This window comes from Paenibacillus thermoaerophilus (genome assembly GCF_005938195.1).
GTDB classification, from domain to species: Bacteria; Bacillota; Bacilli; order Paenibacillales; family Reconciliibacillaceae; genus Paenibacillus_W; species Paenibacillus_W thermoaerophilus.
Map to the genome: position 1 here is coordinate 65,331 of NZ_VCQZ01000005.1, position 22,462 is coordinate 87,792.

Consider the following 22,462-nt stretch of genomic DNA (forward strand, 5'->3'; position numbering starts at 1 on the left):
CAAAAAGAGCGGGGCGAACCTGTCACCCCGCTGTCGCGCACGACTGTCCTGAAATGATTAGATCAGACGAAGCTCGCAGGATCCCAGGCTCCGTCCGTCCCAGAGCAGCTCCAGCCGGTCGCCGTCCTCCACCTTGCCGACGCCGTGCGGCGTTCCGGTAAACAGCAGATCCCCCGCCGACAGGCCGAACTGTTCGGCGCAGTCGTCGAGAAGCCGCTGCAGGCCGAAGATCATGCCGCTGAGCCGTCCTTCCTGCACGAGCGAGCCGTTCTTCAGCAGCGCGAACGGCTTGTCCGCCAAATCGGCCCACACCGCGTCCGTCATCGGAACAAACGGAGTAATCGGCGCGGAATGCCTGAACCCTTTGGCCGCCAGCCAAGGATGTCCCTTGGCTTTCAATCCGTCCTGCACATCGCGCAGCGTCAGATCCAGCCCGAGCGCGAACGCGGTCACGGCGCCGGCCGGATCTCCCCCGGGCGTATGCTCGCCGCCGATGTACGCGACCCATTCCAATTCGTGATGAATATCGCCGCGCCCGCCCGGAAGCCAAATGGTCCGTCCGTCGGCCGGCACCAGCGAATGCGTCGGCTTGGAGAAAAACATCGGTGACTGAGGCACCGCATTGCCCAATTCGGCGGCATGTTGGGCGTAATTGCGCCCCACGCAATAAATGTTGCGCACATCGTTCAAGCTCGCGTTGCGGCTCACCTTGATTCCGTCCTTCCACGTATGATGTCTCTTGCCGTTTAATCATTTCGATTGACCGAGTTCTTTGCTCCACTTCTCGACGTACGAGCCTGTCGCCCATTGGGCCATAACCGTGCGTTCGCCCTCCGCCAGCGGCATCTCGAACAGCGGCTGGCGCTCCGGAACGCCGCCCCGGACGGCATGCGCCACGAGCCGGTCCGGCATAAGCAGGGCGACCCAATCTCCCGCCGGGGAGCTCACCGCGTCGAACGCCTTGGGATACATCGCCGTAATCGAATTCCAGTTGCAGCACAACCGGTCGTGGGAGACGATCGCCTCCGGCATTTCCCAGTTGTCTCCCACCCAACGGTAGCTGATGCCCGGTGTGTTGTTGGCGGCGGCCACCGGCTCGGCCAGCCGGGCCGTCCATCTCCCGGGATTCCGGATGACGCCCCAGTCGTACGTATGGCCCGTCTCTCCCGTCGCCCAGCCCGGCACCAGCTCCGAAGCCGCCGTAACGGTCTGTTTGACGAAGTCGGTCACTTGCAGCGGCGTCATGTACCGGCTGTCCGGCTTCGCCACCGGCAGCTTCTGCTGCTCGCCCGTATTCTGAAGCCGGGCGAAATCGCTGACGCGTACCTGCTCCGTTCTCGACTCGATGCCGTTCTCCGCCGTCTCGATCTCGATCTGCAGCGAAGCGAACCGGTTCCCGACGAATAAAAGCTCTTCCTCGTACCGCTTCACCTCCGAAGACAGCGCGAATACGGCCGGTTTCTTGGTCTTGGCGGCGGCCGAACCGGTGATGGGAGTCGCGTCGATCACCGTAACTTCGCCATTTGCGCCCGCCGCCGGCACGGGGGCCGTTTCCTTCAGTTCCCAAAAATCCATGCCGTACGGCGCGACGATGCCGTCCCGCTGCGCCTTGACGCCGATCTCTCCCCGTCCGTCGGACACGAGCAGGAGCGTGCGGTACGATACGTTGCTGTCGCTTTCCTGCTTCAGCCCGAGCAAAAGCGCGCTGGGCGAAGGATCGCCGGAAGCGTCCGTCGTTGCCGCGGCAAAAGGAATGATTCCGTCCTCGCCCGCCGTCGGAGCCGAGGCCGCCGATTTCAGGGATGAATCGGGTTCCGAGCCGAGCCAGCCCGCTTGCCATACAAGAGTCCCGCCCAGCAAACAAGCCGCGGCGGCCGCAAAAAAGCCCGCCCACCTCGCGAACGGAAGTCCGCGGCGAACCGCCTCGGTGTCGCCTTCGTCGATCCGCCGCAAAATGCGTTCCCTCAGTCCCCTGTCGCCGAACGGATTGCTTCCCGCCGGAGACGTGGCGCTCATGATACGGTTCAGCTCTTGATCGAAGTCGTCTGGTTTAGTCGTTTTCATCCTGTTGGCGCTCCTCTTTCCACTTGCTCAGCTTTTGCCGGGCGTGGTACAGCCTGGATTTGACCGTGCCCACCTGCACGCCGAGCAGATCCGCGATTTCCTGCAACGACATCTGGTGATGCGCGAACAGCACCAAAGCCTCCCGGTGCTTGACGGGCAGCTTCATGACCTGCTCCCAAACCTCTTCCGACGCCTGCCTGCGCATCACTTCCTGCTCGGCCGACACGCAGGACTCGCTCTCCGTCACGAACCCGATCAGCATCACTTTGCGTAAAAAAGCGGAACGGTTGTAATCGTATACCGTGTTGCGGGCAATTTTGAAAATCCACGTCTTGATGGAGCTGTCCCCCCGGAACGACCCCAATTTGCGGTAAATTTTCAGGAAGACGTCCTGCACGATATCGTCTGTCTGGTGCGGATTACGAGTCAAGGAGAACACATAGTTCCACACATCGTTGCCGTAGGCGCTCATCAGCTCGTTGAGCAGCTCGCGGCAGTCGTTGCCGGGCGCCCAGTTCTTTAAATAGTCGAAATTACGCTCCGACAAGGGGTGTTCCACCTCTACTTTAACGGACGATTCCTTCTCGTCCCGGGTTCAATTTCGGCTGCCCGGCGGTTTGGAAGGCGCCGAGGACGATGCCGCCGGCGATTCGGCGCCGGACGGGACAACCGTCGTCGACGGCGCCGCCGAAGGTTTCGGCGACGGCTTCGCCGCTTGGGACGGTTTGACCGAAGGCGAAGGCGTCGGCTTGGGCGTCGGCGACGGGGCCGTCGCGTGCGGCGTCGCGGTCGGAAGCGGCGGAGGAACGATCGTCGGCTTCGGCCGATCCTCGCGCACCTTGCCGTCGGCATCCACCTTCGCATTCGGCGAAAGCGCGGACAGCCGCTCCAGCAGCCGCTTCGCTTCCTCGCCTTCCATCGGTTCGGGCAAACCGACCTTCGCGGCCGAAACCGGGACGGCCGTCAGGTCGCAGTCCCCTTGGACGGTGCAGGCCGCTTGCAATATCATCGAGTTCCAGGTGAGCGGATTCGGGTTCACCGTAAAAATAAAATTGCCGAGACTGTAAGCGATCCACTTGCCTTTATACGTCTCGAAGCCCTGAACCACATGAGGATGACCGCCGACGACGAGGTCGGCCCCCTCGTCTATGTACCGGCGCGCCAGCGCGGTCTGGTAAGGCTCCGGCGTTTCCTTGCGCTCGACGCCCCAGTGGGCGATCACCACGACCAGATCGGCCTCGGATTTCGCCTGGCGGATCGCTTCGAGCGCCCGCGGGACGCGGTAATCGTACGTGCCCGCCACCCCGGGCTCGCTGCTCGCCTGCCACCAGGCTTCCTCGTATACGCGCGTGAATCCGAGCACGGCGATCTTGACGCCGTTCTTCTCCACGATGCGGGGAGCATATGCTTCATCGATGTTCCGCCCCGCTCCGACGTACGCGATCCCGGCCTCGTCCAGATGGCGGAACGTATCCAGCAAGCCCGACACCCCGTAATCCATCGAGTGGTTGTTCGCCAGATTGACGATGTCCACGCCGGATTTTTTCAGCGCGGGCAGCGCTTGCGGAGAGCTGCGGTAAACATATTGCTTGGCCTGCTCCTCTCCCGCCTCCGTAACGGCCGTCTCCAGATTGACGATCGTCAGGTCGGCGTCCGACAAATACCGCCGGACCGATTGATAGGGATAGTCGTAGCCCTGCTTCGCGAGCACGTCGCCGACGCGGGCGCCGAACATCACGTCGCCGGCGAAATGGATCGTAACGGCTTTCGCTTGGGGGGCCCCGGAATGCGCCGCGGAAGGCGACGGCTCCGGTTCGTGCGCGGGAGCCGACGGCGAAGCCGGCGCCGATGAGACGGCCGGCGGATTCGGCGTGACCGCGATCGTTCCGCCCGACGGTTCGGACGCCCCGTCGTCTCCCGACGCCAGAACGGCCAAGTAGATGGCGCATCCGGCGAGCACGGCGGAAATGATCGTATAAAACAGCATGTTGTTGCGCCTGGCTCGTTTTTTGCGTTTCTCCGCCTCTTTCCGCTCGGCTCTGGACTGCATGGCGGCTTCTCTCCCCTTGACGATAAACTGCGAATCGGTAATCTATCAATCATCCTACCTATTATATCGAATGGACGACGCCGCATACAACTTCTGGAAAACAAAACCATTCGGTTTTTTTGCCGAAAATCGTCTATTCTTCTCGTATTCCCGTGATAAAATGAGAGTTGTGCCGAAAGGAGCAAACACATGGACGTTACCTTCACCCAATGGATATGGGCCCTCGTCGCGGGAGTGCTGATCGGCTTCAACAAAACCGGAATTCCGACGCTGGGCATCCTCGTCGTCGCCCTGATGGCGTCCGTCTTTCCGGCGAAAGAATCGGTGGGCATCGTTACGCCCATGCTGATCGCGGCCGACCTCATCGCCATCGTCTATTACCGCCGGACGGTCGTGTGGAAGTCCCTGTTCAGCCTGATTCCGTCGGTATCCGTCGGTCTGCTGCTCGGCTTCGCCTTGCTCGGCTATATCGAAGACGGCCAATTGTCGGTGCTGCTCGGAACGATCGTCCTCGCCCTGATCGTCATTCACGTGTTCAAGGACTGGTTGGAGAGCAAGCTGCAGATCCGGTTCACGCAATCGCGCGTATTCCACGCGATACTAGGGCTGCTGGCCGGGTTCACCACGATGGTCGGAAATGCCGCAGGGGGCATCATGGCGATATATCTTCTCTCCAAAGGTATGCGCAAGCAGGAGTTCGTAGGCACGGGCGCCTGGTTTTTCTTTATCGTCAACGTCGTCAAAGTGCCCTTCACCGCTTATCTGGGATTAATCACGCCGGAGACGCTGCTGTTCAACGCCTGGACGATCCCGGCGATCGCGGCCGGCGGACTGCTCGGCATCAAGACGCTGCCGCTGATCCCGCAGAAGCATTTCCAGGCGATCGTGTTGGGGCTAGCGGCGCTTGGCGGACTCCGGCTGCTGTTCGCCTGACCGCCGCCGGAAAAACGGACGGGGCCCGGATCTTGACCGGCAAGATCCGGGCCCCGTCCGCGTGAGGGCAACCGTTCGGCGAAGGCACGAAGCGGCTCTATTCCTTCAAACAGGATGCGAACACGTTATGGATATGTACTTTATCGAGCCGCGATCCGATGAAGTTCGTCAGCAGCACGAAGGACACCCCCTGCTTCGGGTATATCCAGAACATGCAGCCGCCCATTCCGTTATGTCCGTACAAGTCCCGGTTGATGATTCCCCGGTTGTGGACATGCAGCCGCCATGTCAGGCCGAAAACCGCTTTGTCCGGTTCGGAATCGATCGCGGCCGTCTGCGGCCGGATCATTTCTCTCAGCGTCGCGGGATGAACGATCGAGCCGCCGTCGTATCGGCCTTCGTTCAGCAGCGCCCGGCCCAGCCGCAGCAGATCGCCCGCCGTGCTGAACAGTCCGCCGGACGGCAGCTTCGCCTTCAGATACGCTTCCTCTCTCGCCTTGTAAGCCTCCGGAGCCAGGACGGAAATGAGCCGCCCCGCCTGTTCGGCGGACACCTCGAAGCCGGTGTCCCGCATACCCAGCGGCGACAAAATCTGCTCCCGCAGATACGTCTCGCAATCTTGGCCCGTTACGCGGCGAATCAGCTCCGCCAGCACGGTGAACGCCGCGTTGTCGTAAGCGACGGCCGTGCCTGGCGGGAATTTGGGAGCCGTCGACGCAATCGCTTCATATAGCGCCGAATGACCCAACGCTTCGTCCGGCAGTTCTCCCTCGAACCACCGATCGATCGGGGATTGATCCAATCCGGCCGTATGCGTGAGCAGATGCCAGATTTTGATCCCCTGCTTGCCGTTCTCCCCGAACTCGGGCAGATGTTGGGCAACCGCTTGTCCCGGATGAATCACTCCCCGCTCCCACAAACGCATAACCGCCAGGCCGACGATCGGCTTCGTGACCGAAAACACCGGGTAGATGGCGTCCTCGCCGACCGGCGTTCCGTCCGCCCGGGCTCCGAACGCTTTCCTATCCAGGATGCCATTCCGGTCCCCGATTCCGACTACAGCCGAAGGCAGTTCGCCGGATCGAACCGCTTGTTCGATAAAACGATACAGATTGGAAAAGTCCGAACGCTCATACGTCAATGCTCCCGCCCCCAACTCATTGATCTTCTCTAATGTTAACAGGGATGGAAGCGAAATGCCACGCATTGCGGAAATTCCGCCGCTATCCCCGTCATTCCGAGGGCAAAATGAGCTGCTGCCCCGGATAAATCAGATTCGGGTTGCGGATGGACGGGTTCAGCTCCCAGATTTTGCGCCAAGTCGTGTTATACTTCTTGGCGATCTTCGTCAAATAATCGCCCGGTTGAACCGTGTACACGGCGGGCTGCGGCTCCGGTTGGGCAGCGGGAACGGATGGAGGAACAACCTCGATCCGGTTCTCGACGGTCGGACTCACGGTGCCGTGACGCTGCAGATAAGCGATGACCGATTCCTCAAGCGACGAGTAATCATTCAGCAGCGGAGCGTCCTTCCACATCGTGTATTGGTCGCCGCCGGCCGCCATAAAATCGTTGGTCGCCAGAACATACTCCCGGTCCGGTTCAAGCGGCAAGCCTCTGACATGGGCGGCGACGATTCTCTCGCCCTTCGGTCTGGACGGATCGAACTTCACCGTCATGCCGCCGAGGTGGGGAAAGCCGCCAAGCGGTTCCGGGTACGACGACACGCCCAGCTCCAACGCTTCGAGAATCGCCGAACCTTTCACCTTCTTGGTTTGAATGTAGTTCCCGAACGGCAATACCGACACGATTTGGCCCTTCGTCACCGGTCCCGGCTCGATGGAAGCGCGTATGCCCCCGCCGTTCGTGATCGCGATGTCGGCTCCGGTCTCCTCCAGCATGGCGTCCGCGATCAGGTTGCCGAGGTTGGATTCACCCTTGCGCACGGTTTCCCGTTCGCCGTCAAGCCTCACGCCGGTCGATCCGACCGCCTGCGACAGCTCTTTCTCCTGCTCCTTCTTCACCGCGTCGACGATAGCCGTCACTTCGGCGTCAGGCTGAACAGATTCCGCCTCGGCGCGCGACAGGAGACTCGCTTTTTTGTCCATGACGATGCCTTCCCGAACGGTTAGCTCGATTTTGCCGATGTTCTTGCCGTACTCTCCCGTTTGAGCGATCAGCACGTCTCCCACCCGCATGCCGGAATCCAGCTTCGTATGGCTGTGGCCGTCGACGATGACGTCGATCTCCGGAACGGCTTCCGCAACCTTGATGCTGGTATCCGTGCTCGACGAATCGACGCCCAGGTGCGCGAGAGCGATGATTACATCGGTCTTGTCTTTCAGTTCGGCGACGACTTTCTTCGCCTCCGCGACCGGATCGGCGAACTCGATCCCTTGGACATTGTTTGGATGCGTCTTATACGCCGTCTCCGGAGTCGTCAACCCGAAAATGCCGATCCTGAGACCTTCCAACTCGCGGATGGTATAAGGCTCCAGCAGACGCGTACCGTCACTTTTTCTCGTATTGGCGCTAAGCACGGGGAACTCGGCCGCTTCGGCCAGCTCGACGAGCCGGTCGGTTCCGTAGTTGAAATCGTGGTTTCCGGGGGCCATCGCATCGAATCCGATCTCGTTCATCACGCGCAGGACGCTCTCGCCTTTAACCAAATTCGCGATGGTCTGGCCGTGAAATGTATCTCCGGCATCCAGCAGCAGCGTACCCGGGTGGTCCATGCGGTACTTCTTCACGATCGCCGACAGCTTGGCGTATCCGATGTGATCCGCCGTCTCCTCTACCCGCGAATGCATGTCGTTGACATGGAACACCGTTATTGTTTTGACCGCGCTCTGTTCGCGGTCGGACAGCTCTGCGGCCGCTGCAGGCAGGCTTGCCGCCACGGTCATCGCGACCGCGGGAAGCAGAGCAAGAAACCTGCGCCTTCTGCTGCTGCGCTTCATCCAAATCGCCTCCGATCGTTGATTGGTATTGCCTTCCGTCAGTGTACAGGCGGATTGTCAGAAGCGTTTTGATTGGACGTTAAGAATTTGTAGAGGCTATAATAGAAAAATGGCAATAGGCACTTAAACCCAATGGATCCGGCCGCTGTTGGACATCGAGAAAGGATGACGGCGTTCCATGCCGAATTGGAAACTGAATCTTTCCGTACTCTGGTTGGGACAATTTCTGGTCATGTCGGGCATGACGATGGTTGTCCCCTTTCTGTCGCTGTATTTGCAGGAATTGGGCATGAATCCGGAAACGGACAACATCACCTTTTGGGCGGGCATTATTTTCGCGGGTAATTTCGTCACATCGTTTCTGTTTCAGCCAATCTGGGGTTCGCTCGCCGACCGGCACGGCCGCAAAATCATGCTGCTGCGCTCCGGTTTCGGCATGGCGATCATCGTGCTCCTGATGGGCTTCGCGCAGGAAGCCTGGCATCTGCTGGTGCTCCGCATCCTGAACGGCGTCGTGTCCGGCTTTGTGCCGGCATCGGTGTCGCTGATGTCGACGATCGCGCCCCGGGACAAGATGGGCTTCGCTCTCGGCACGCTGCAATCCGGCGGGGTGGCGGGCACGATCCTCGGCCCGTTGTTCGGCGGCCTGCTGGCCGAATCGTTCGGCTATCGGCCGATCTTTTACTTGACGGGCGGTCTGCTGTTTATCGCTTCGACGCTGGCTTGGGTGGTCGTCACGGAAAAGTTCGACAAGGAAAAAGCGATGAGCAAACCAAAGGTATCCGTCTGGTCCGGCTTCCGTCAGGTGATGTCGATCCCGGCCATGCCCGCGCTGCTTACGGCTACGTTCCTGATCCAGTTCGCGATGCTGAGCACCATGCCGATCTTGCCTCTGTTCGTGCAGATGCTGCACGGCAAAGCGGAGCACCTCGCATTTCTGGCGGGATTCGTGGGGTCGATCGCGGGGTTCTCGAACATGATCGCGTCCCCGCTGCTCGGAAGGCTCGGGGACCGGATCGGCTCGAACCGCGTGCTCGGGTTCGCCTTGGCCGGCGCGGCGCTTGCCTCGATCCCGCAGGCGTTCGTTACGGAGATCTGGCAGCTTGTCTTGTGCCGGTTCGCGTTGGGCATGTTCATGGGCGGGCTTATTCCGTCCGTCAATACGCTTGTCCGCCGCTTTACGCCCGACGGGCTGGAAGGACGCGCGTACAGCTTCAACACCAGCGCCCTGGCGCTCGGCAATATGCTGGGTCCGACGATCGGCGGCAGCTTGGCGGGATGGATCGGCATTCGAGGGGTATTCGTCATGGGAGGCGTCATGCTGGCGGCAAACTCGGCATGGGTATGGCGCCAGCTCGTCTGGAAACGTCCGTCGGCGGCCAAAGGAGAAGGCTGAACCGCTGCGGACATGCGCAAGGAAAAAGGCCGCCGCTTCAGAGCGACGGCCTGCTGTATTTCAACGACGGCCTTCCGTTATTCCGGGAGAACGGCATCGTCGCGAACCCGCGCCAGGCACAAACCGTCGTAGCCCGGCAGGATCGTGCTCTCCAGCCGGGGATCGGCCGCCAGCCTCCGGTTGAATTCGCGTATGCTGACGACGGCATCGCCCTGCCGGTTCGGATCGAGCGTCCTGCCCCGCAAAAACGGATTATCCGCGACGATCAAAGCGCCCGGTCCTCCCAGCGCGATCGCTTCCTCCAGATAGCGGGGATAATTCAGCTTGTCCGCGTCGATCAGGATCAGATCGAACCGGGCGTTCTCCCGCCGGAGCTGCCGCAGCGATTCCGCCGCATCCCCGATCCGGTACTCCACCCGTTCGCCGTAACCCGCTTCCGTCAGATGACGGCGGGCAATCTCCGCATATTCCGGATTGATCTCCAGGGAGACGAGCCGTCCGTCCTCCGGCAGTCCCCGGGCGAGGCAGATTCCGCTGTATCCGCCCAACGCGCCGATCTCCAGCACGCTGCGGGCCCGCATCAGACGCACGAGCAGCGTGAGCAGCCGGCCGTAGCCGGGCTCGATGGAAATCTCCGGCATACCGTTGTCCCTGATGCCCTTTTTTACGCGTTCCAGCACGGGATCGGGGGGATACAAGCTCTCGATATACGCTTCGGGCGTCATGATTTGATCGGGGTGCATGCTTGTCCGGCTCCTTTCCGTTAATCAGTCTTGATCGAGACGAACGACCACGAGTCGTCGATCGGCGTGCGTGTCGCGTAAGACGCCTTGGGGAGCGGCTTGCCCGGCGGCACATACAGGATGCCGTGGTCGAAGCCCAGCTTTTTGTCTTTGACGAACAGCACGGCTCCCCCTTGACGCTTCTCCACCGTCAAGTAACCGAGATCGTCGAACAGCTTGGCCAGCCGTTCGTCGTTCCCCCGGTACGAGGGTCCCGCGATGCCGGTGATATCGTCCCGGGCGGCGACGGTTTCGGCGACGGCGGCGAACAGCTCGCGGTTCTCCTGAAACTCCTTCGTGATGATGTCTTCCATCGTCACCCGGCCTTCGCCGTACAGCCAGGCGATCGCAATCCCCAGCACCGTCACGATGGCGACGGTCCACGATATTTTCCGCTTCGTTCCGCGCATGGTCGGATCTTCCTCTTTTCGTAAAACGATTCGGATAACCGGATTATTATACCATACTTCCGCGATCGAACCGCAAGATCCCTTTCGACCATTCGCGAGATCCCCCCGGACTTGCCCGCTCAGGCTCGCCCCGTCCGGCCGCGAGCGGGATGGCTCAGGCATCCGCCGTCGCCCGCCGCATCGGCCCCTCGGTTACGGACGTTCCGTTTCGAGAGAAGCGCGGTTTATCCCGCCCTGCGCTTGCGGACTTGACGAGGGAGCGGCCAGCTCCTCCCATCGGACGACCCGGTCGCATACGCGGGAGAGCAAGCCGGCGTCGTGGCTGACGACAAGCACGCCCAACCCCCGCTTCCCGGCGATGTCCAGCACCGCGTTCCAAATCTGGGCCTGCGTGATCGCGTCCAGCATCGTCGTCATCTCGTCGGAGATCAAAAACCGGGTATCGGGCCCCAAAGCCCGGGCAATGCAGATCCGCTGCAGCTCGCCGCCGGACAGCTCGGAGGGCCACCGCTCCAGCCAGCCGGGCTGAATGCCCAGCGCGTCCAGCATGTCCGGCCCGGGGCGCCAGCCTTCCGTCAGCGTCCGTTTGATGCGCCAGCGGGGATTCACCGCCTGCTCCGGGTGCTGCAGCACCAGTTGGACGGGACAATACCCGCGATCGGGAATCGGCCGTCCGCCGATCGTCACGCGGCCTTCCAGCGGCCGTTCGAATCCGGCCAGCAGCCGCGCGAGCGTCGTCTTGCCGCAGCCGCTCGGCCCCGACAAGCCGACGAGCTCGCCCTCGCCGACTGACAGACTCGCCCCCCTGAACAACCACGGTCCGCGTCCGTGCCGGTAAGCCAATCCGTTTCCTTCAAGTCGCATGGATGCACCTTGCCTTTCCGCCGCGCAGTTGCCGCATCTCCGGTCTGGCCTGCTCGCATGCGGCCGTCGCGAGAGCGCATCTCGGCGCGAACAGGCATCCCGGCGGCAGGCGATCCGGGGACGGCTGATGGCCCGGGATCGGCTCGAACGCGTTTTGCGGCAGCGCCCGCCATAATGCGCGGGCGTACGGATGACGCAGCGCGTCCCCTTCGCCGGCGAAGTCGCCCGCATCGGCGATCTCGACCGTCGTGCCCGCGTACAAGACGGCGACGCGATCCGCGACGGTTAACGCAGAGGCGATGTCGTGTGTGATCAGCAGGACGCCGCATCCCGAGTCGGCCAGCTCCCGGAATTGGCCGAGCGTCTCCCGGACGACGTCTTCGTGCAGCCCGGGCGTAGGCTCGTCCGCTACGATGAGGCGCGCCCCGCTGACGACGGCCGTCGAGACGAGGACGCGCCGCGCCATGCCGCCGGAGAGCTGGAACGGATACCGCCGGGCCGCTTCCTCCGGCAAGCCGAGCCGCCGGAAAGCCCGGCGTTGGGATTCCGCCGGATCGCCGCCGGCGGCCGAATGCCGCACCTGTTCGCCGACCCGCATCAGCGGATCGAGATAGGCGACGGACTGCGGAATCAGCGCCAGCTCCCGTCCTCTCAGCTTGTCCAACCGCTCGGGCGTCAGAGGCTCGCCGTCGTACCGGACGCTTCCCGTCATGGAGGCGTTCGGGGGCAGGATGCCGAGGATAGCATGAGCCAGCAGACTTTTGCCGGAACCGCTGGAACCGACGACGGCCACGATCTCGCCCGCTTCGACGTCCAGCTCAATGTCTCTCACCGCCTGGATCGTCCTCCGGCGCCATCCGCCGGCGTATTGGGCGAACGCGACCGTCAAACCGCGAATCTCCAACAGCGCCATGTTCTCTCCACCTCCCCTTACCACTGCGACCGCTTCGGGTCGAACCATTCCTTCAGGCCGTTGCCGACCCGGTCGAACGCGCGGACCACCAGAACCAGACATATCCCCGGGAATAAGGCCAGCCACCACATGCCGGCGGACAGATGCCTCATCGATTCCGATAAAATAATACCGATCGCCGGTTCGTGCGGCGACAGGCCCAAGCCGATAAACGTGATCGCCGCTTCGTGCAGGATGGCGTGGGGGAACAGCAGCAGCACGCCGACGAGCAGTTGCGGCACAAGATGCGGCAGCAGGTGGCGCGTCGCGATCCACCAGCCCGACCGGCCCAGCCGGCGGGACACCTTCACGTAATCCGACGAGCGGATCTGCAGCAGCTCCGCCCGGATCACGCGGGTGAGACTCGGCCAATGCGTCAGCGCGATGCCGATCACGACCCCACGCAAGCCGCCTCCCGTCACGAAGGCGATGAGGATCAGCGTCACCAGATGGGGCACGCTCATAAACAGGTCCACCAGCCACGTAACGATCCGGTCGCCCGCGCGCCCCGCCGAAGCGGCGATCAAGGCCAGCGTCAGCGCGATCGCGCCGCTCGCGGCCGCCGCTATGGCCCCGACCTTGATGCTGAGCGCGAGCCCCTTGACCGTCCTCACGAACATATCCCGTCCGAGCCAATCGGTGCCGAACGGTTGCGACCACGAAGGCGGCAGATTACGCATGTCCAGTCGGGTGGACAGCGACTCCTCGCCCAGCAGCCAGCCCCCGAGCAGTATGCAGACGAGCGCGGCCGCAGTCGCAGCCGTCCAGACGGACGTCCATTGCCTCCGGTTCCACCTCATGCGGACCTACCCCCTTCCCTCGTCCGGGGGTCGATCAGCCGGTAGAGGAGATCCCCAATCGCGTTGCCGATAAAGACGAATATCGCGCTGAACAGCACGATCGCCAGCAACAAGGGGATGTCGCCCCGCAGCCCCGCTTCTACCGTCGCCTGGCCGAGTCCGGGATAGGAAAATACCTGTTCGGCGAGCACGGCGCCTCCGAACAGCTCGCTGAACGACGCGAACTGCAGCGTAATCGCCGGCAGGGCCACATTGCGGAGGCCGTGCCGGCGGAACAGCGTCCAGCCCCGTTCTCCTCTGGCTCTCGCGAACAGCACGTATTCGCTGGACAGGACATCGAGCAGCTTCTGCCGGGTATGCAGGGCGATACCCGAGATGCCGACGATGCCGAGCGTCAGTGCGGGCAGGATCATATGCCGGACATGATCCCACCACGATACTTGCCCGGCCATGACGCCCGCGGGCACGCCGAGGGCGACAGGAAACCAGCCGAGCCAAACGGCGAACACGATCACGAGCAGCAGCCCCATCCAGAACGTCGGGGTCGACGCGAGCACGTAGCAGTACCACCGGATCAGCCGGTCGATCCAGGTCCCTTCCTTCATCGCCGCCAGCGATCCGGCTGCGAACCCGATAAGGCCCGACAGCAGCCAGGCGGCGCTCATCAGGGCCAGCGAATTCGCGAAGCGCTCGCCGATCACCTCGGCCACCGGCATCCGATAGATCATCGAAGCGCCCAGATCGCCCCGCAGCAGCGCTCCCGCCCACTGGAGAAACCGCTCCGCCGGAGGGCGGTCCAGCCCCCAGTATTCCGCGATCTGTGCCCGCTGCTCCGGACCGACGCGCATGACGTCCGCGCCGACGTACGCCTGAATCGGATCGACGGGAGAATGGCTCACCAGCGCGAAGGAGACGACGCTGACGGCAACCAGCAGCAGAATCAGCCGGACGGCTCTCCATGCCGCCGCCTTCAAGAGTCGACCGATCATCGGACTTGCCTCGTTTCCGTCAAGACTTTCGCTTCCATTGCTCGATATTGTCCGTGACCGGCCAGCCGTGGCCGTGCGGATGGATGCGCTGCTGGCCGATATCGAGATCGTCTCGGACCAGATACACATGGTCGATGTTCACGAGCCATGCCCACGGCGCGTCCCCTTGCGCGGCCACTCCCGTCTTGCCGTCCCACTGCGCCTTTTTCCAATAGTCCAGCGCTTCCTGCTCGGTCCGCGCCTTCAGCGCCTTGTCCATCCATTCGTCCACAACCGGATTGCTGTAATAGCCGGGATTGTAGTAGCCGACTCCACGGTATTTGCTGCTGTACAGGCTGTACATTTCCAGAGGATCGTGGCTGCCCCATCCGAACAGGACGGCGTTCGAATGCATCAGCTTTTCGAGCTCGTCCCAGCTTTTCCCTTGCACGTCGATCTGGATGCCGATCGGCTTGATCATGTCGGCGACGGCCAGAGACAGCGATTGACGAACCGAGTCACCCGACGGGTAGAGCAGCGTGAAGCGCGCCTTCGTCTCCCCTTTCTCCAGGATGCCGTCACCGTCCCGGTCGCTCCAGCCGGCATCGGCCAGAATGGCTTTAGCTCGGGCCGGATCGGCGTCCTTCACGACGGATTGTTCGTTCCACCAAGGCAGCTTGTCGTTGACGGTGTAAGCCGGCGTGCCATGCCCTTCCAATACGCCGTCGACAAGCGCCTGGCGGTCGATCGCGACATTAATCGCCTGACGGATGGCGGGATCGGCCGTGACATCGTTGCCGATTGGGTATCCCTGCTCCGTCCGTTGTCCCGATTTCACGTACGGGAACATGATACCGCGGTTGTCGACCGTCCGCGCGGCTTCGACACGCATGCCGTCGACCTTCTGCTTGCTGAGCGTCGCGGGTATGTACGCCACATCGACGTTGCCCGCTTTGGCGGCGGCGAATGCGGCATCCTCGCTCAGGAACAGGAACGTCAGCTTGCTGAAGGACGGCTTCGCTCCGTAATAATCTTCGTTGATCTGGGCGATCGCCTGCTGGTCTTTGTCCCACTGCACCAGCTTATAGGGGCCGGAACCGATCGGCCGCTGCGCGTAATCCTTCGAATAAGCGTGCTTCGGCACGATTCCCAGCGTCACCAGATGGCCGATAAAGGTCGATTGCGGCTCCTTGAGCGTGAAAATGACTTTGTAGTCGCCGTCCGTCCGGACGCTTTCGAGATTGGACAGATCGAGCACGGACCCGCTCGCGGCCGCCGTTTCGAACGTGAATTTCACGTCTTCGGCCGTCACCGGATGGCCGTCGGTGAACTTGGCGTCCTGCCGCAGCGTGACGGTCCACACCAGGCCGTCTTCGGACAGCTCATAGCTCGTCGCCAGATCGTAGCCGATCCGGAGCTGGTCGTCCCGTTGGAGCAGCGTGCTTTGGAACAGCGGCGAGCCGTAACGTCCCCAGCCGGTCGTCGGGTCGAATCCCGCTTCCGGCTCCGAACCGACGGCCAGCACGAGCTCGTCGTCAGCGCCCGCCTGTTTTTCCTTGCCGGACGTGCAGCCCGTTAACAGCAGCGCGGCGGCCAATCCCGCTGCGGCCAGCCGTTTGAACTTCCGTCTGAACATCTTCTCCAACTCCCCTTCTCCTACTCGTAACACGTTCTCGGAAAATAGTAGCACACGTGAACAAAAAAATCATCCGTTTTTTTAACTTGTTGTCAACTTTTCTGCCATGACTCTGCGCATGCGCCGGCCGCAGGCCAGAAAAAAACGGCCGCACCGTCCTTGAACCAGTGACGATGCGCCGTTCTCGCAACAGATATAGAGCGTTTACGAAAAAGCCGCAGGCATCCTTCCCGGAGGAAAGGCCGCTTGCGGCTCGATTTACGAAGGATCGTTCGCCCTCTGCATAAATTGTTCGGGGTTCTTGCGGATATTATCGCCGATTGCCCTCAACGCCGGTCCCGCCGCGGCTTGGAATTCGGCATAAAGGGCAAGTACGGCCAGGAGCAATTGGGGATCGTGTTCGAGATCGCCGAATGACAGATGGAACGTTTGCGGGCTTTGCGGATGGCTCGATATAATAGCCGCTCCACCAATACAAGTCGGGTGCCGATTTGATGGCGTGATTGTAAAACGGGCGAAATACGAATAAAGCCTGCTGTCCGGGAGATAGCTGCGTGTACAGTTCTGAAGCGAAGTCTTCTCCCCGGGTCTGTATCTCCTTGTAAGCCCGGATAATCGGCTCGAAGCGAGTCGTTCCGAGCTTGTCGTCGCCCATCGTTTGGAACGCTTCCCGACTCATCGTCGCCAGCATGGAAAGAACTCTCCTCCCGATAATACACGATCCGAGCAATAGGCACAGGCCAAGACGAACTGCGGCTTGATGCTCAAGATAGCGGGGCGGCTTAGACACCGCCGCTGCCGGAAGCATCCTGGCGGTTGTCCATCGCTTCCAGCAGGAAGTCGGCGATATGGACGACCCGGACCCGGCCGGACAACCCTTCGCGCTCGACGCCCAGCTTCATCTGCAGCAGGCAGCCGGGGTTGGCGGTCACGATCGTCGTCGCCTGCGTCTCGCGGACGCGGGCCATCTTGTCGTCGAGGAACTTCATCGACAGGTCCGCATGTACAAGATTGTAGATGCCCGCCGAGCCGCAGCAGCGGTCGGCCTGCTCCATCTCCCGGTAGTCGACGCCCTCGATCGCGCGCAGCAGCTTGCGCGGCTGCTCGCTCGTCCGCTGCACGTTGCGGAGATGGCACGAATCCTGGTACGTGACGACCTGCGGCGGGAGGCGAAGGCCGGACTCGTGAAAACCCAGCTCGAAGAGAATGGCCGAGATGTCCTTGATCTTGGCCGAGAAAGACGCGGCGCGGCCGGCCCAGGCCGGATCATCTCTCAGCAGATGGCCGTAATCGGCGAGGTAGGCGCCGCAGCCGCCCGCGTTCGTGACGATGTAATCGACGTCCGCCGATTCAAACGCTTCGATATTGCGCTTCGCCAGCTCCACAGCGCCCGATTTCTCTCCCGCGTGACCGTGAAGGGCGCCGCAGCAGTTCTGCGTCCCGGGCACGACGATGTTGCAGCCGGCCTTCTCCAGCAACTTCATTGTCGCGATGTTCGTCTCGCGGAACATCGTGTCCATCAGACAACCCGAGAAAAAACCGACGGTCGCCCGGGCGGTTCCCCGTGCCCGCACGGGCGCATGCGGCCGGCTCATCTCCCGCAGCGTCGGCGCCTGCGGCAGCGCCCGCTCCATCGCGGCCAGCGGCTGGGGAAGCAGGTTCAGCAGCTTCGTCTTGCGCACCAGCCTGGCGAGCCCCGTCCGCTGATAGACGCCGAGCAGCGCCGTCATCCGCCGCATGCGCTTCGGATGCGGGAACAGGTGCTTGAACACGAGGCTGCGCACGGCTCTCGCCGGGAGCGAATATTTCTTGTTGCGGTTGATGATGTCGCGGGCTTCCTCCAGCAGATGGCCGTAACGGACGCCGGACGGGCAGACCGGCTCGCACGCCCGGCAGCCGAGACATTCGTTCAGCGTCCGCTCGATATCCTCGTCCGGCTCGATCCGTCCGTCCGCGACCGCCTTCATCAGCGCGATCCGTCCGCGAGGCGAGTACGCCTCCCTGTTGCCGGACTGCACATAGGTCGGGCAGGAAGGCAGGCAAAACCCGCACCGCATGCAGTTCAGCAGCTCGTCCTCGTCCATCCGGGCTTTGAATTCCGCCTGGATCTTCGCCTTGTCCAACGCCGTCACGATTCCACCACCACTCTCTTGCGGGACGACTTGGCGAACACTTTGCCCGGATTCATGATGCCGTTCGGATCGAACGCCTGCTTGACCGCCTTCATCGCTTCGATCCCGGCCGCCCCGAGCTTCATCTCCAGATAAGGCGCCTTCACGACGCCGACGCCGTGCTCGCCGGTAATCGTGCCGCCAAGCTCGATCGCCCGCTCGAAAATTTCCTCGAACGCCTGCTCCACCCGGTGCAGCTCATCCGGATCGCGCGCGTCGGTGACGCAAGTCGGATGCAGGTTGCCGTCGCCCGCGTGACCGAACGTGCAGATCCGCACGCCGTATTTGTCCGCGATCTCCCGGATCGCCCGGACCATCGGCGCGATCTGCGAGCGGGGCACGGTCGCATCCTCAAGGATGGTCGTCGGCGCAAGCCGCGCGAGCGCGGACAGCGCGCTGCGGCGGGCCGCGCGCAGGCCGTCGGCTTCATTCTCATCCCGCGCCACGCGCACCGACAGCGCGCGATGTCCGCGGCATATTTCGGCCATACGCGCCAGATCGCGGTCCACGACCTCCGGCGGGCCGTCCTGTTCGATCAGCAGCACGGCTTGGGCGTCGGTCGGCAGCCCGATCTGCGCGAATTGCTCGACGACCTCCAACGTCGGCCGGTCGAGAAATTCAAGCGTGGCCGGGATGATGCGGGCCGCGATAATCGCCGAGACGGACGCGGCCGCGTCCTCCAGGCTCCCGTACAAGGCAAGCATCGTCTTCTTGGATTCCGGCATCGGAATCAGCTTGAGAATCGCCTGGGTAATGACGCCCAGCGTTCCCTCCGAGCCGACGAACAGCCTCGTCAGGTCGTAGCCGGCCACGTCCTTCGCCAGCTTGCCCCCGGTGCGGATGATGTCGCCCGACGGCAGCACGATCTCCAGCCCGAGCACATAGTCTCTCGTCACGCCGTACTTGAGGCCGCGAAGACCGCCGGAATTCTCGTTGAGGTTGCCGCCGATCGTCGAAATTTTCATCGAGCTCGGATCGGGCGGATAAAACAACCCGCGCCGCTCGACCTCCCGAATCAGATCCAGCGTGATGACGCCCGCTTGAACCGTCGCCGTCAGATTTTGTTCGTCGATCTCCAGAATCCGGTTCATATGGCGGAACAGCAGCACGATTCCACCGGACAGCGGCGTCGTTCCGCCGCACAGATTCGTTCCCGAACCGCGGGGAACGACCGGAATGCGGCGCCGGTTGCAAAGCGCCAACACCTTCGACACTTCCTCGGTCGAACGCGGGGAGACGACCGCGTCGGGCATCGCCTGCAGATTCGGCGTCGCGTCGTAGCTGTAGGCGAGCCGGTCCATCGCGGAGCTCTCGACATTGTCCGGGCCGACAATCGCCTTCAATTCGTTCAGTACGGAAGGGTCAAGCATGCCTGTTCTCCTTTCCCCGTCAACAAAAAAGAAACGGCTTCGCCTTCCTTGCCGCGGATGCGCGCCGTTTCCCGCCGTTATCTCGGACTGTATAAGCGCAGCCGTATGCTTGCTGCTATTTTAAAAAATCGGAACCCGTCCTTCCATGTCGGAACAGCCAAAAAACCCGCGCCGGAAGCGTTAACTTTTTGTTTCTTTCGACAACAGCTTCATCGCCAGATGCAGCTCCGCCAAATCCTCGAAACGCTTCGGATCGAGCCCCGTCAGATCGGCGATTTTGCGGAGCCTGTACTGGAGCGTGTTGATATGGACGTGAAGCCGGTCCGCGGCCAGTTTGTAGGAGACGTTCGCGCCGATCAGCGCCCGAAGCGTCTCCATCAGGTCCGGCTCGGAAATCAGGGGAGCGATCGTGCGCTCCAGGTAATCGCGGCGGGTCTGCGGCGTAATATCCTGAAGGCACATCTCCAGGCGAAGCTCTTCGTAAAACGCGATCCCGCTCCCGGCGCCGCCGTCCGCCAGCGAAGCGGCATGCGCGGCCTGCTCGTACGACCGGTGCAGCTCATGCGCGGGCAGCCGCTTGCCGACGCCGATCCGGATCGGGGCGCGCACCCATCTGGCGCATTCGGCCTCGATCCGCCGCAGACGCGGCAGCAGCTCCTGAGGCGGCTGCGGCTTCGCTTCGTCGAACACGAGCAGCAGGCGATCGTCCCCCCATCGGGCGAGGACGTCTTCCCGGCGCAGCAGAGCGCGAACTTGCTGCCACAAGGCGCGAGGCAGCATCTCGCCTCCGTCCAGCCCGAAGGAGATCAGCGCCAGCCGCTTCGGCCGATTCAGATCGACGCCAAGCGCCTTGGCCCGGTCCGCGAACGGAGCCGTCCGCTCGCCGCCCCTCAGCCAGTCGACCAGTAGCGCCTCATAACCCCGCTGCTCGTATTCCAACTGTTCGAGGTAATAATGCTCGTGCACCAGCAGCTCGGTCATCTTCCGCACAAGCTCGGCGTACCTGGCGACGCGGTCCGGCTTGCCCGTGATGCCCACCACGCCGACGACTTCGCCGCGAAACAGCAGCGGCAGGCTGATGCCTTCGCGCACGCCACGCCACTGCGCTTCCCGCAGGCTGTCGACGACAACCGACTGCTTCGTCCGGCTCGCCAGCAGCGCGCCTTCGTGCACGGCGCCGATCCGGGAGGCGTCCGTACCGGCCATAATCCGTCCGTCCACATCCGTAATGATGATCGGCTCGTCCAGCAGCCGCTTCACCTCGCGTACGATCCGCCGGGCCAGATCCGGCAGCAGCATGTCGCATCCCCCCGCGTTGTCGTGATTCAAGCCGGCCGTACCGGCGCAATGTGCCGCAAATACGCCCGGCGTTCTCTGCCGCAATATATGGATACGCCTAGAATCATAGCACAATCGGCAAGGGGCGTCACTCGGCCGCTCCGCATGGCGGCAGCCGTCCGCTCGCAGCCGCCACCCGCTCTGCCCCGTAGGCGGCAAATAAAAAGCTGCCGCGCAGGCAGATCCATCTGCCCGGGCGACAGCTTCTTGGAGGCTTGTCCTCTAGGACAGCTTAAAACTTCGCGGCCGCTTCGGCGGCTTTCTTCAGCCCTTCCTGAACAATCGCTTCGCGGCGGTCGGGGTACTGGTTGTGGCCTTCCACGATCACCTCGTCCACAACCTCGACTCCGAACTGCTGGAGATTTCTGCGGACGAAGTTAACCGCCATCTCGGCTGCGGCAGCAGGTCCTTCCGAATATACGCCGCCGCGCGCGTTCAACAGCACGGCTTTTTTGCCCGTAGCCAGTCCGATCGGTCCTTCGGGCGTGTAGCGGAACGTCTTGCCTGCGCGGTTCAGGTAGTCGATGTACGTATGCAGCACGGCCGGCACCGTCATATTCCACAGCGGGAAGGCGAACACGATTTTGTCGGAAGCGAGGAACTGGTCCAGATATTTGTCGGCGACCGCCGCCAGTTCCCGTTCTCTCTCGGTTAATTCGTAGCCCTGAGCGGCTTTGAAGATGCCGGCGATCATATCGGCGTCCATATAAGGCAGATTTTCGGCGTACAGGTCAAGCTCCGTCACGTCGTCGTTCGGATGCGACTCTTTGTAGCTCTTCAGAAACACGTTGTACAACTGCACGCTGACCGCCTGGTCGGCCGGACGATTGTTGGCTTTGACGAATAGGACCTTGCTCATGGTGTTCTCTCCTTTTGGATGGCGATTCGCCACTAATCTATATTTACTCACAAAAGTATAGTCCTTTGTCCGGGGTTCGTCAACACTTCGTATACTTTTTATATATTTATATTGACTAAATCGGCGTTGCCTCCTACAATGGAGATATCCACCATTTATCGAGGAGGTTTTTGCCATGGCACATCAACTGCCGCCGCTTCCCTATCCGAACAACGCGCTCGAACCGTACATCGACGAGCAAACGATGATGATCCACCACGATCGTCACCACAACACCTACGTCACCAATCTCAATGCCGCTCTCGACCAATATCCGGAGCTGCACGAGAAAAGCCTGGAGGATCTGCTCTCCGACTTGAACGCCGTGCCGGAAGCGATCCGCACGGCCGTCCGCAACAACGGCGGCGGCCACGCGAACCACACCCTGTTCTGGGAAATCATCGGTCCGAACGGCGGCGGCGCTCCGACAGGCGCGCTGGCGCAAGCGATCGACGCGCAGTTCGGCAGCTTCGACAAATTCAAGGAAGAATTCACCAAAGCCGCCACGACCCGCTTCGGCAGCGGATGGGCTTGGCTCGTCGTTGACGGCTCGGGCAAGCTGGCCGTTACGAGCACGCCGAACCAGGATTCCCCGATCATGGAAGGCCAAAAGCCGATCATCGGTCTGGACGTGTGGGAGCACGCCTACTACCTGAAGTATCAAAACAAACGTCCCGATTATATCGCCGCATTCTGGAACGTCGTCAATTGGGAAGCGGCCGGCAAACGCTACGAGGCGGCCGTCCGCTGATCGCCCGAACGCAGCGGCAGAACGGATATTCCCGTTCTGCCGCTGTTTCTTCTTGACGGAACATGATATGATGGGAATAGCCGCGCGCATCGATTCGACAACAACATGGAGGTGAACGG

21 protein-coding genes are annotated in these 22,462 nt (G+C 62.1%); 4 read left to right on the forward strand and 17 right to left on the reverse strand.

All coding sequences use genetic code 11. The annotated features are described in order from the left end of the window. Positions 1-57: 57 nt before the first annotated feature. The 4 genes from FE781_RS05295 to FE781_RS05310 are packed head-to-tail and all read right to left on the reverse strand — an operon-like array spanning position 58 to position 4,114. Complete coding sequence (locus FE781_RS05295) at positions 58-708, reverse strand: fumarylacetoacetate hydrolase family protein (protein WP_246068055.1); 651 nt, start codon at positions 706-708, stop codon at positions 58-60. Between the two features lie 42 nt (positions 709-750). After that, the gene (locus tag FE781_RS05300) at positions 751-2,064 is read right to left on the reverse strand and encodes a hypothetical protein (protein WP_138788563.1); all 1,314 of its coding nucleotides are present in this window, start codon (positions 2,062-2,064) and stop codon (positions 751-753) included. Then, positions 2,051-2,611, reverse strand: a complete 561-nt coding sequence (locus tag FE781_RS05305) for an RNA polymerase sigma factor (protein WP_246068056.1) — start codon at positions 2,609-2,611, stop codon at positions 2,051-2,053. The genes FE781_RS05300 and FE781_RS05305 overlap by 14 nt, the downstream gene beginning before the upstream one ends. A 48-nt stretch (positions 2,612-2,659) precedes the next feature. Then, positions 2,660-4,114: a CapA family protein gene (locus tag FE781_RS05310; protein WP_138788564.1), complete on the reverse strand. Its 1,455-nt coding sequence runs from the start codon at positions 4,112-4,114 to the stop codon at positions 2,660-2,662. Between the two features lie 189 nt (positions 4,115-4,303). Between FE781_RS05310 and FE781_RS05315 the strand changes: the two genes are divergently transcribed. Then, positions 4,304-5,047 (forward strand): sulfite exporter TauE/SafE family protein, encoded by a 744-nt coding sequence (locus tag FE781_RS05315; protein WP_138788565.1) that lies wholly within the window; start codon positions 4,304-4,306, stop codon positions 5,045-5,047. Between the two features lie 97 nt (positions 5,048-5,144). Here FE781_RS05315 and FE781_RS05320 read toward each other — a convergent pair whose 3' ends face one another. Both FE781_RS05320 and FE781_RS05325 read right to left on the reverse strand, forming a co-directional pair. After that, the gene (locus tag FE781_RS05320; RefSeq protein WP_170209421.1) at positions 5,145-6,188 is read right to left on the reverse strand and encodes a serine hydrolase domain-containing protein; all 1,044 of its coding nucleotides are present in this window, start codon (positions 6,186-6,188) and stop codon (positions 5,145-5,147) included. A 91-nt stretch (positions 6,189-6,279) separates the two neighbouring features. Next, positions 6,280-8,007 carry a 5'-nucleotidase C-terminal domain-containing protein gene (locus FE781_RS05325; protein WP_138788567.1) on the reverse strand — a complete coding sequence of 576 codons (1,728 nt, stop codon included), beginning with the start codon at positions 8,005-8,007 and terminating at the stop codon, positions 6,280-6,282. 178 nt (positions 8,008-8,185) lie between these two features. On the opposite strand from FE781_RS05325, the gene FE781_RS05330 reads away from it, so the two are divergent. Continuing rightward, complete coding sequence (locus FE781_RS05330) at positions 8,186-9,403, forward strand: MFS transporter (protein WP_138788568.1); 1,218 nt, start codon at positions 8,186-8,188, stop codon at positions 9,401-9,403. Between the two features lie 77 nt (positions 9,404-9,480). Here the strand turns inward: FE781_RS05330 and FE781_RS05335 are convergent, their stop codons facing one another. From FE781_RS05335 to FE781_RS05365, 7 genes are all read right to left on the reverse strand, one after another. Next, the gene (locus FE781_RS05335) at positions 9,481-10,146 is read right to left on the reverse strand and encodes an O-methyltransferase (RefSeq protein ID WP_138788569.1); all 666 of its coding nucleotides are present in this window, start codon (positions 10,144-10,146) and stop codon (positions 9,481-9,483) included. Positions 10,147-10,166: 20 nt separating this feature from the next. Next, positions 10,167-10,595 (reverse strand): hypothetical protein, encoded by a 429-nt coding sequence (locus tag FE781_RS05340; protein WP_138788570.1) that lies wholly within the window; start codon positions 10,593-10,595, stop codon positions 10,167-10,169. Between the two features lie 192 nt (positions 10,596-10,787). Then, positions 10,788-11,459 (reverse strand): ABC transporter ATP-binding protein, encoded by a 672-nt coding sequence (locus FE781_RS05345; RefSeq protein ID WP_138788571.1) that lies wholly within the window; start codon positions 11,457-11,459, stop codon positions 10,788-10,790. After that, complete coding sequence (locus FE781_RS05350) at positions 11,449-12,372, reverse strand: ABC transporter ATP-binding protein (RefSeq protein ID WP_138788572.1); 924 nt, start codon at positions 12,370-12,372, stop codon at positions 11,449-11,451. Before FE781_RS05350 ends, FE781_RS05345 begins: the two co-directional genes overlap by 11 nt. Before the next feature lie 17 nt (positions 12,373-12,389). Next, on the reverse strand, positions 12,390-13,211 hold the full coding sequence (locus FE781_RS05355; protein ID WP_138788573.1) for an ABC transporter permease: 822 nt from the start codon (positions 13,209-13,211) through the stop codon (positions 12,390-12,392). After that, complete coding sequence (locus tag FE781_RS05360; protein WP_138788574.1) at positions 13,208-14,200, reverse strand: ABC transporter permease; 993 nt, start codon at positions 14,198-14,200, stop codon at positions 13,208-13,210. The genes FE781_RS05355 and FE781_RS05360 overlap by 4 nt, the downstream gene beginning before the upstream one ends. A 19-nt stretch (positions 14,201-14,219) precedes the next feature. Further along, entirely contained in the window at positions 14,220-15,815 is a 1,596-nt protein-coding gene (locus FE781_RS05365) for an ABC transporter substrate-binding protein (RefSeq protein ID WP_138788679.1), read from the reverse strand. Between the two features lie 246 nt (positions 15,816-16,061). On the opposite strand from FE781_RS05365, the gene FE781_RS17405 reads away from it, so the two are divergent. Then, positions 16,062-16,232 (forward strand): hypothetical protein, encoded by a 171-nt coding sequence (locus FE781_RS17405; RefSeq protein WP_170209422.1) that lies wholly within the window; start codon positions 16,062-16,064, stop codon positions 16,230-16,232. A gap of 365 nt (positions 16,233-16,597) precedes the next feature. Here FE781_RS17405 and FE781_RS05370 read toward each other — a convergent pair whose 3' ends face one another. The 4 genes from FE781_RS05370 to FE781_RS05385 all read right to left on the reverse strand — a co-directional run bounded on the left by FE781_RS05370 (position 16,598) and on the right by FE781_RS05385 (position 21,553). Then, positions 16,598-17,947 (reverse strand): (Fe-S)-binding protein, encoded by a 1,350-nt coding sequence (locus tag FE781_RS05370; protein WP_138788575.1) that lies wholly within the window; start codon positions 17,945-17,947, stop codon positions 16,598-16,600. Continuing rightward, positions 17,944-19,356, reverse strand: coding sequence for a glycolate oxidase subunit GlcD (glcD, locus tag FE781_RS05375; protein ID WP_138788576.1), 1,413 nt, complete (start codon positions 19,354-19,356; stop codon positions 17,944-17,946). The genes FE781_RS05370 and glcD overlap by 4 nt, the downstream gene beginning before the upstream one ends. A 180-nt stretch (positions 19,357-19,536) precedes the next feature. Next, complete coding sequence (locus tag FE781_RS05380) at positions 19,537-20,739, reverse strand: CdaR family transcriptional regulator (RefSeq protein ID WP_246068057.1); 1,203 nt, start codon at positions 20,737-20,739, stop codon at positions 19,537-19,539. A gap of 187 nt (positions 20,740-20,926) precedes the next feature. Next, positions 20,927-21,553 carry an FMN-dependent NADH-azoreductase gene (locus tag FE781_RS05385; RefSeq protein ID WP_138788577.1) on the reverse strand — a complete coding sequence of 209 codons (627 nt, stop codon included), beginning with the start codon at positions 21,551-21,553 and terminating at the stop codon, positions 20,927-20,929. A 175-nt stretch (positions 21,554-21,728) separates the two neighbouring features. Here FE781_RS05385 and FE781_RS05390 point away from each other — a divergent pair, with 175 nt between their 5' ends. Next, positions 21,729-22,343, forward strand: coding sequence for a superoxide dismutase (locus FE781_RS05390; RefSeq protein WP_138788578.1), 615 nt, complete (start codon positions 21,729-21,731; stop codon positions 22,341-22,343). The last annotated feature ends 119 nt before the right edge of the window (positions 22,344-22,462 follow it).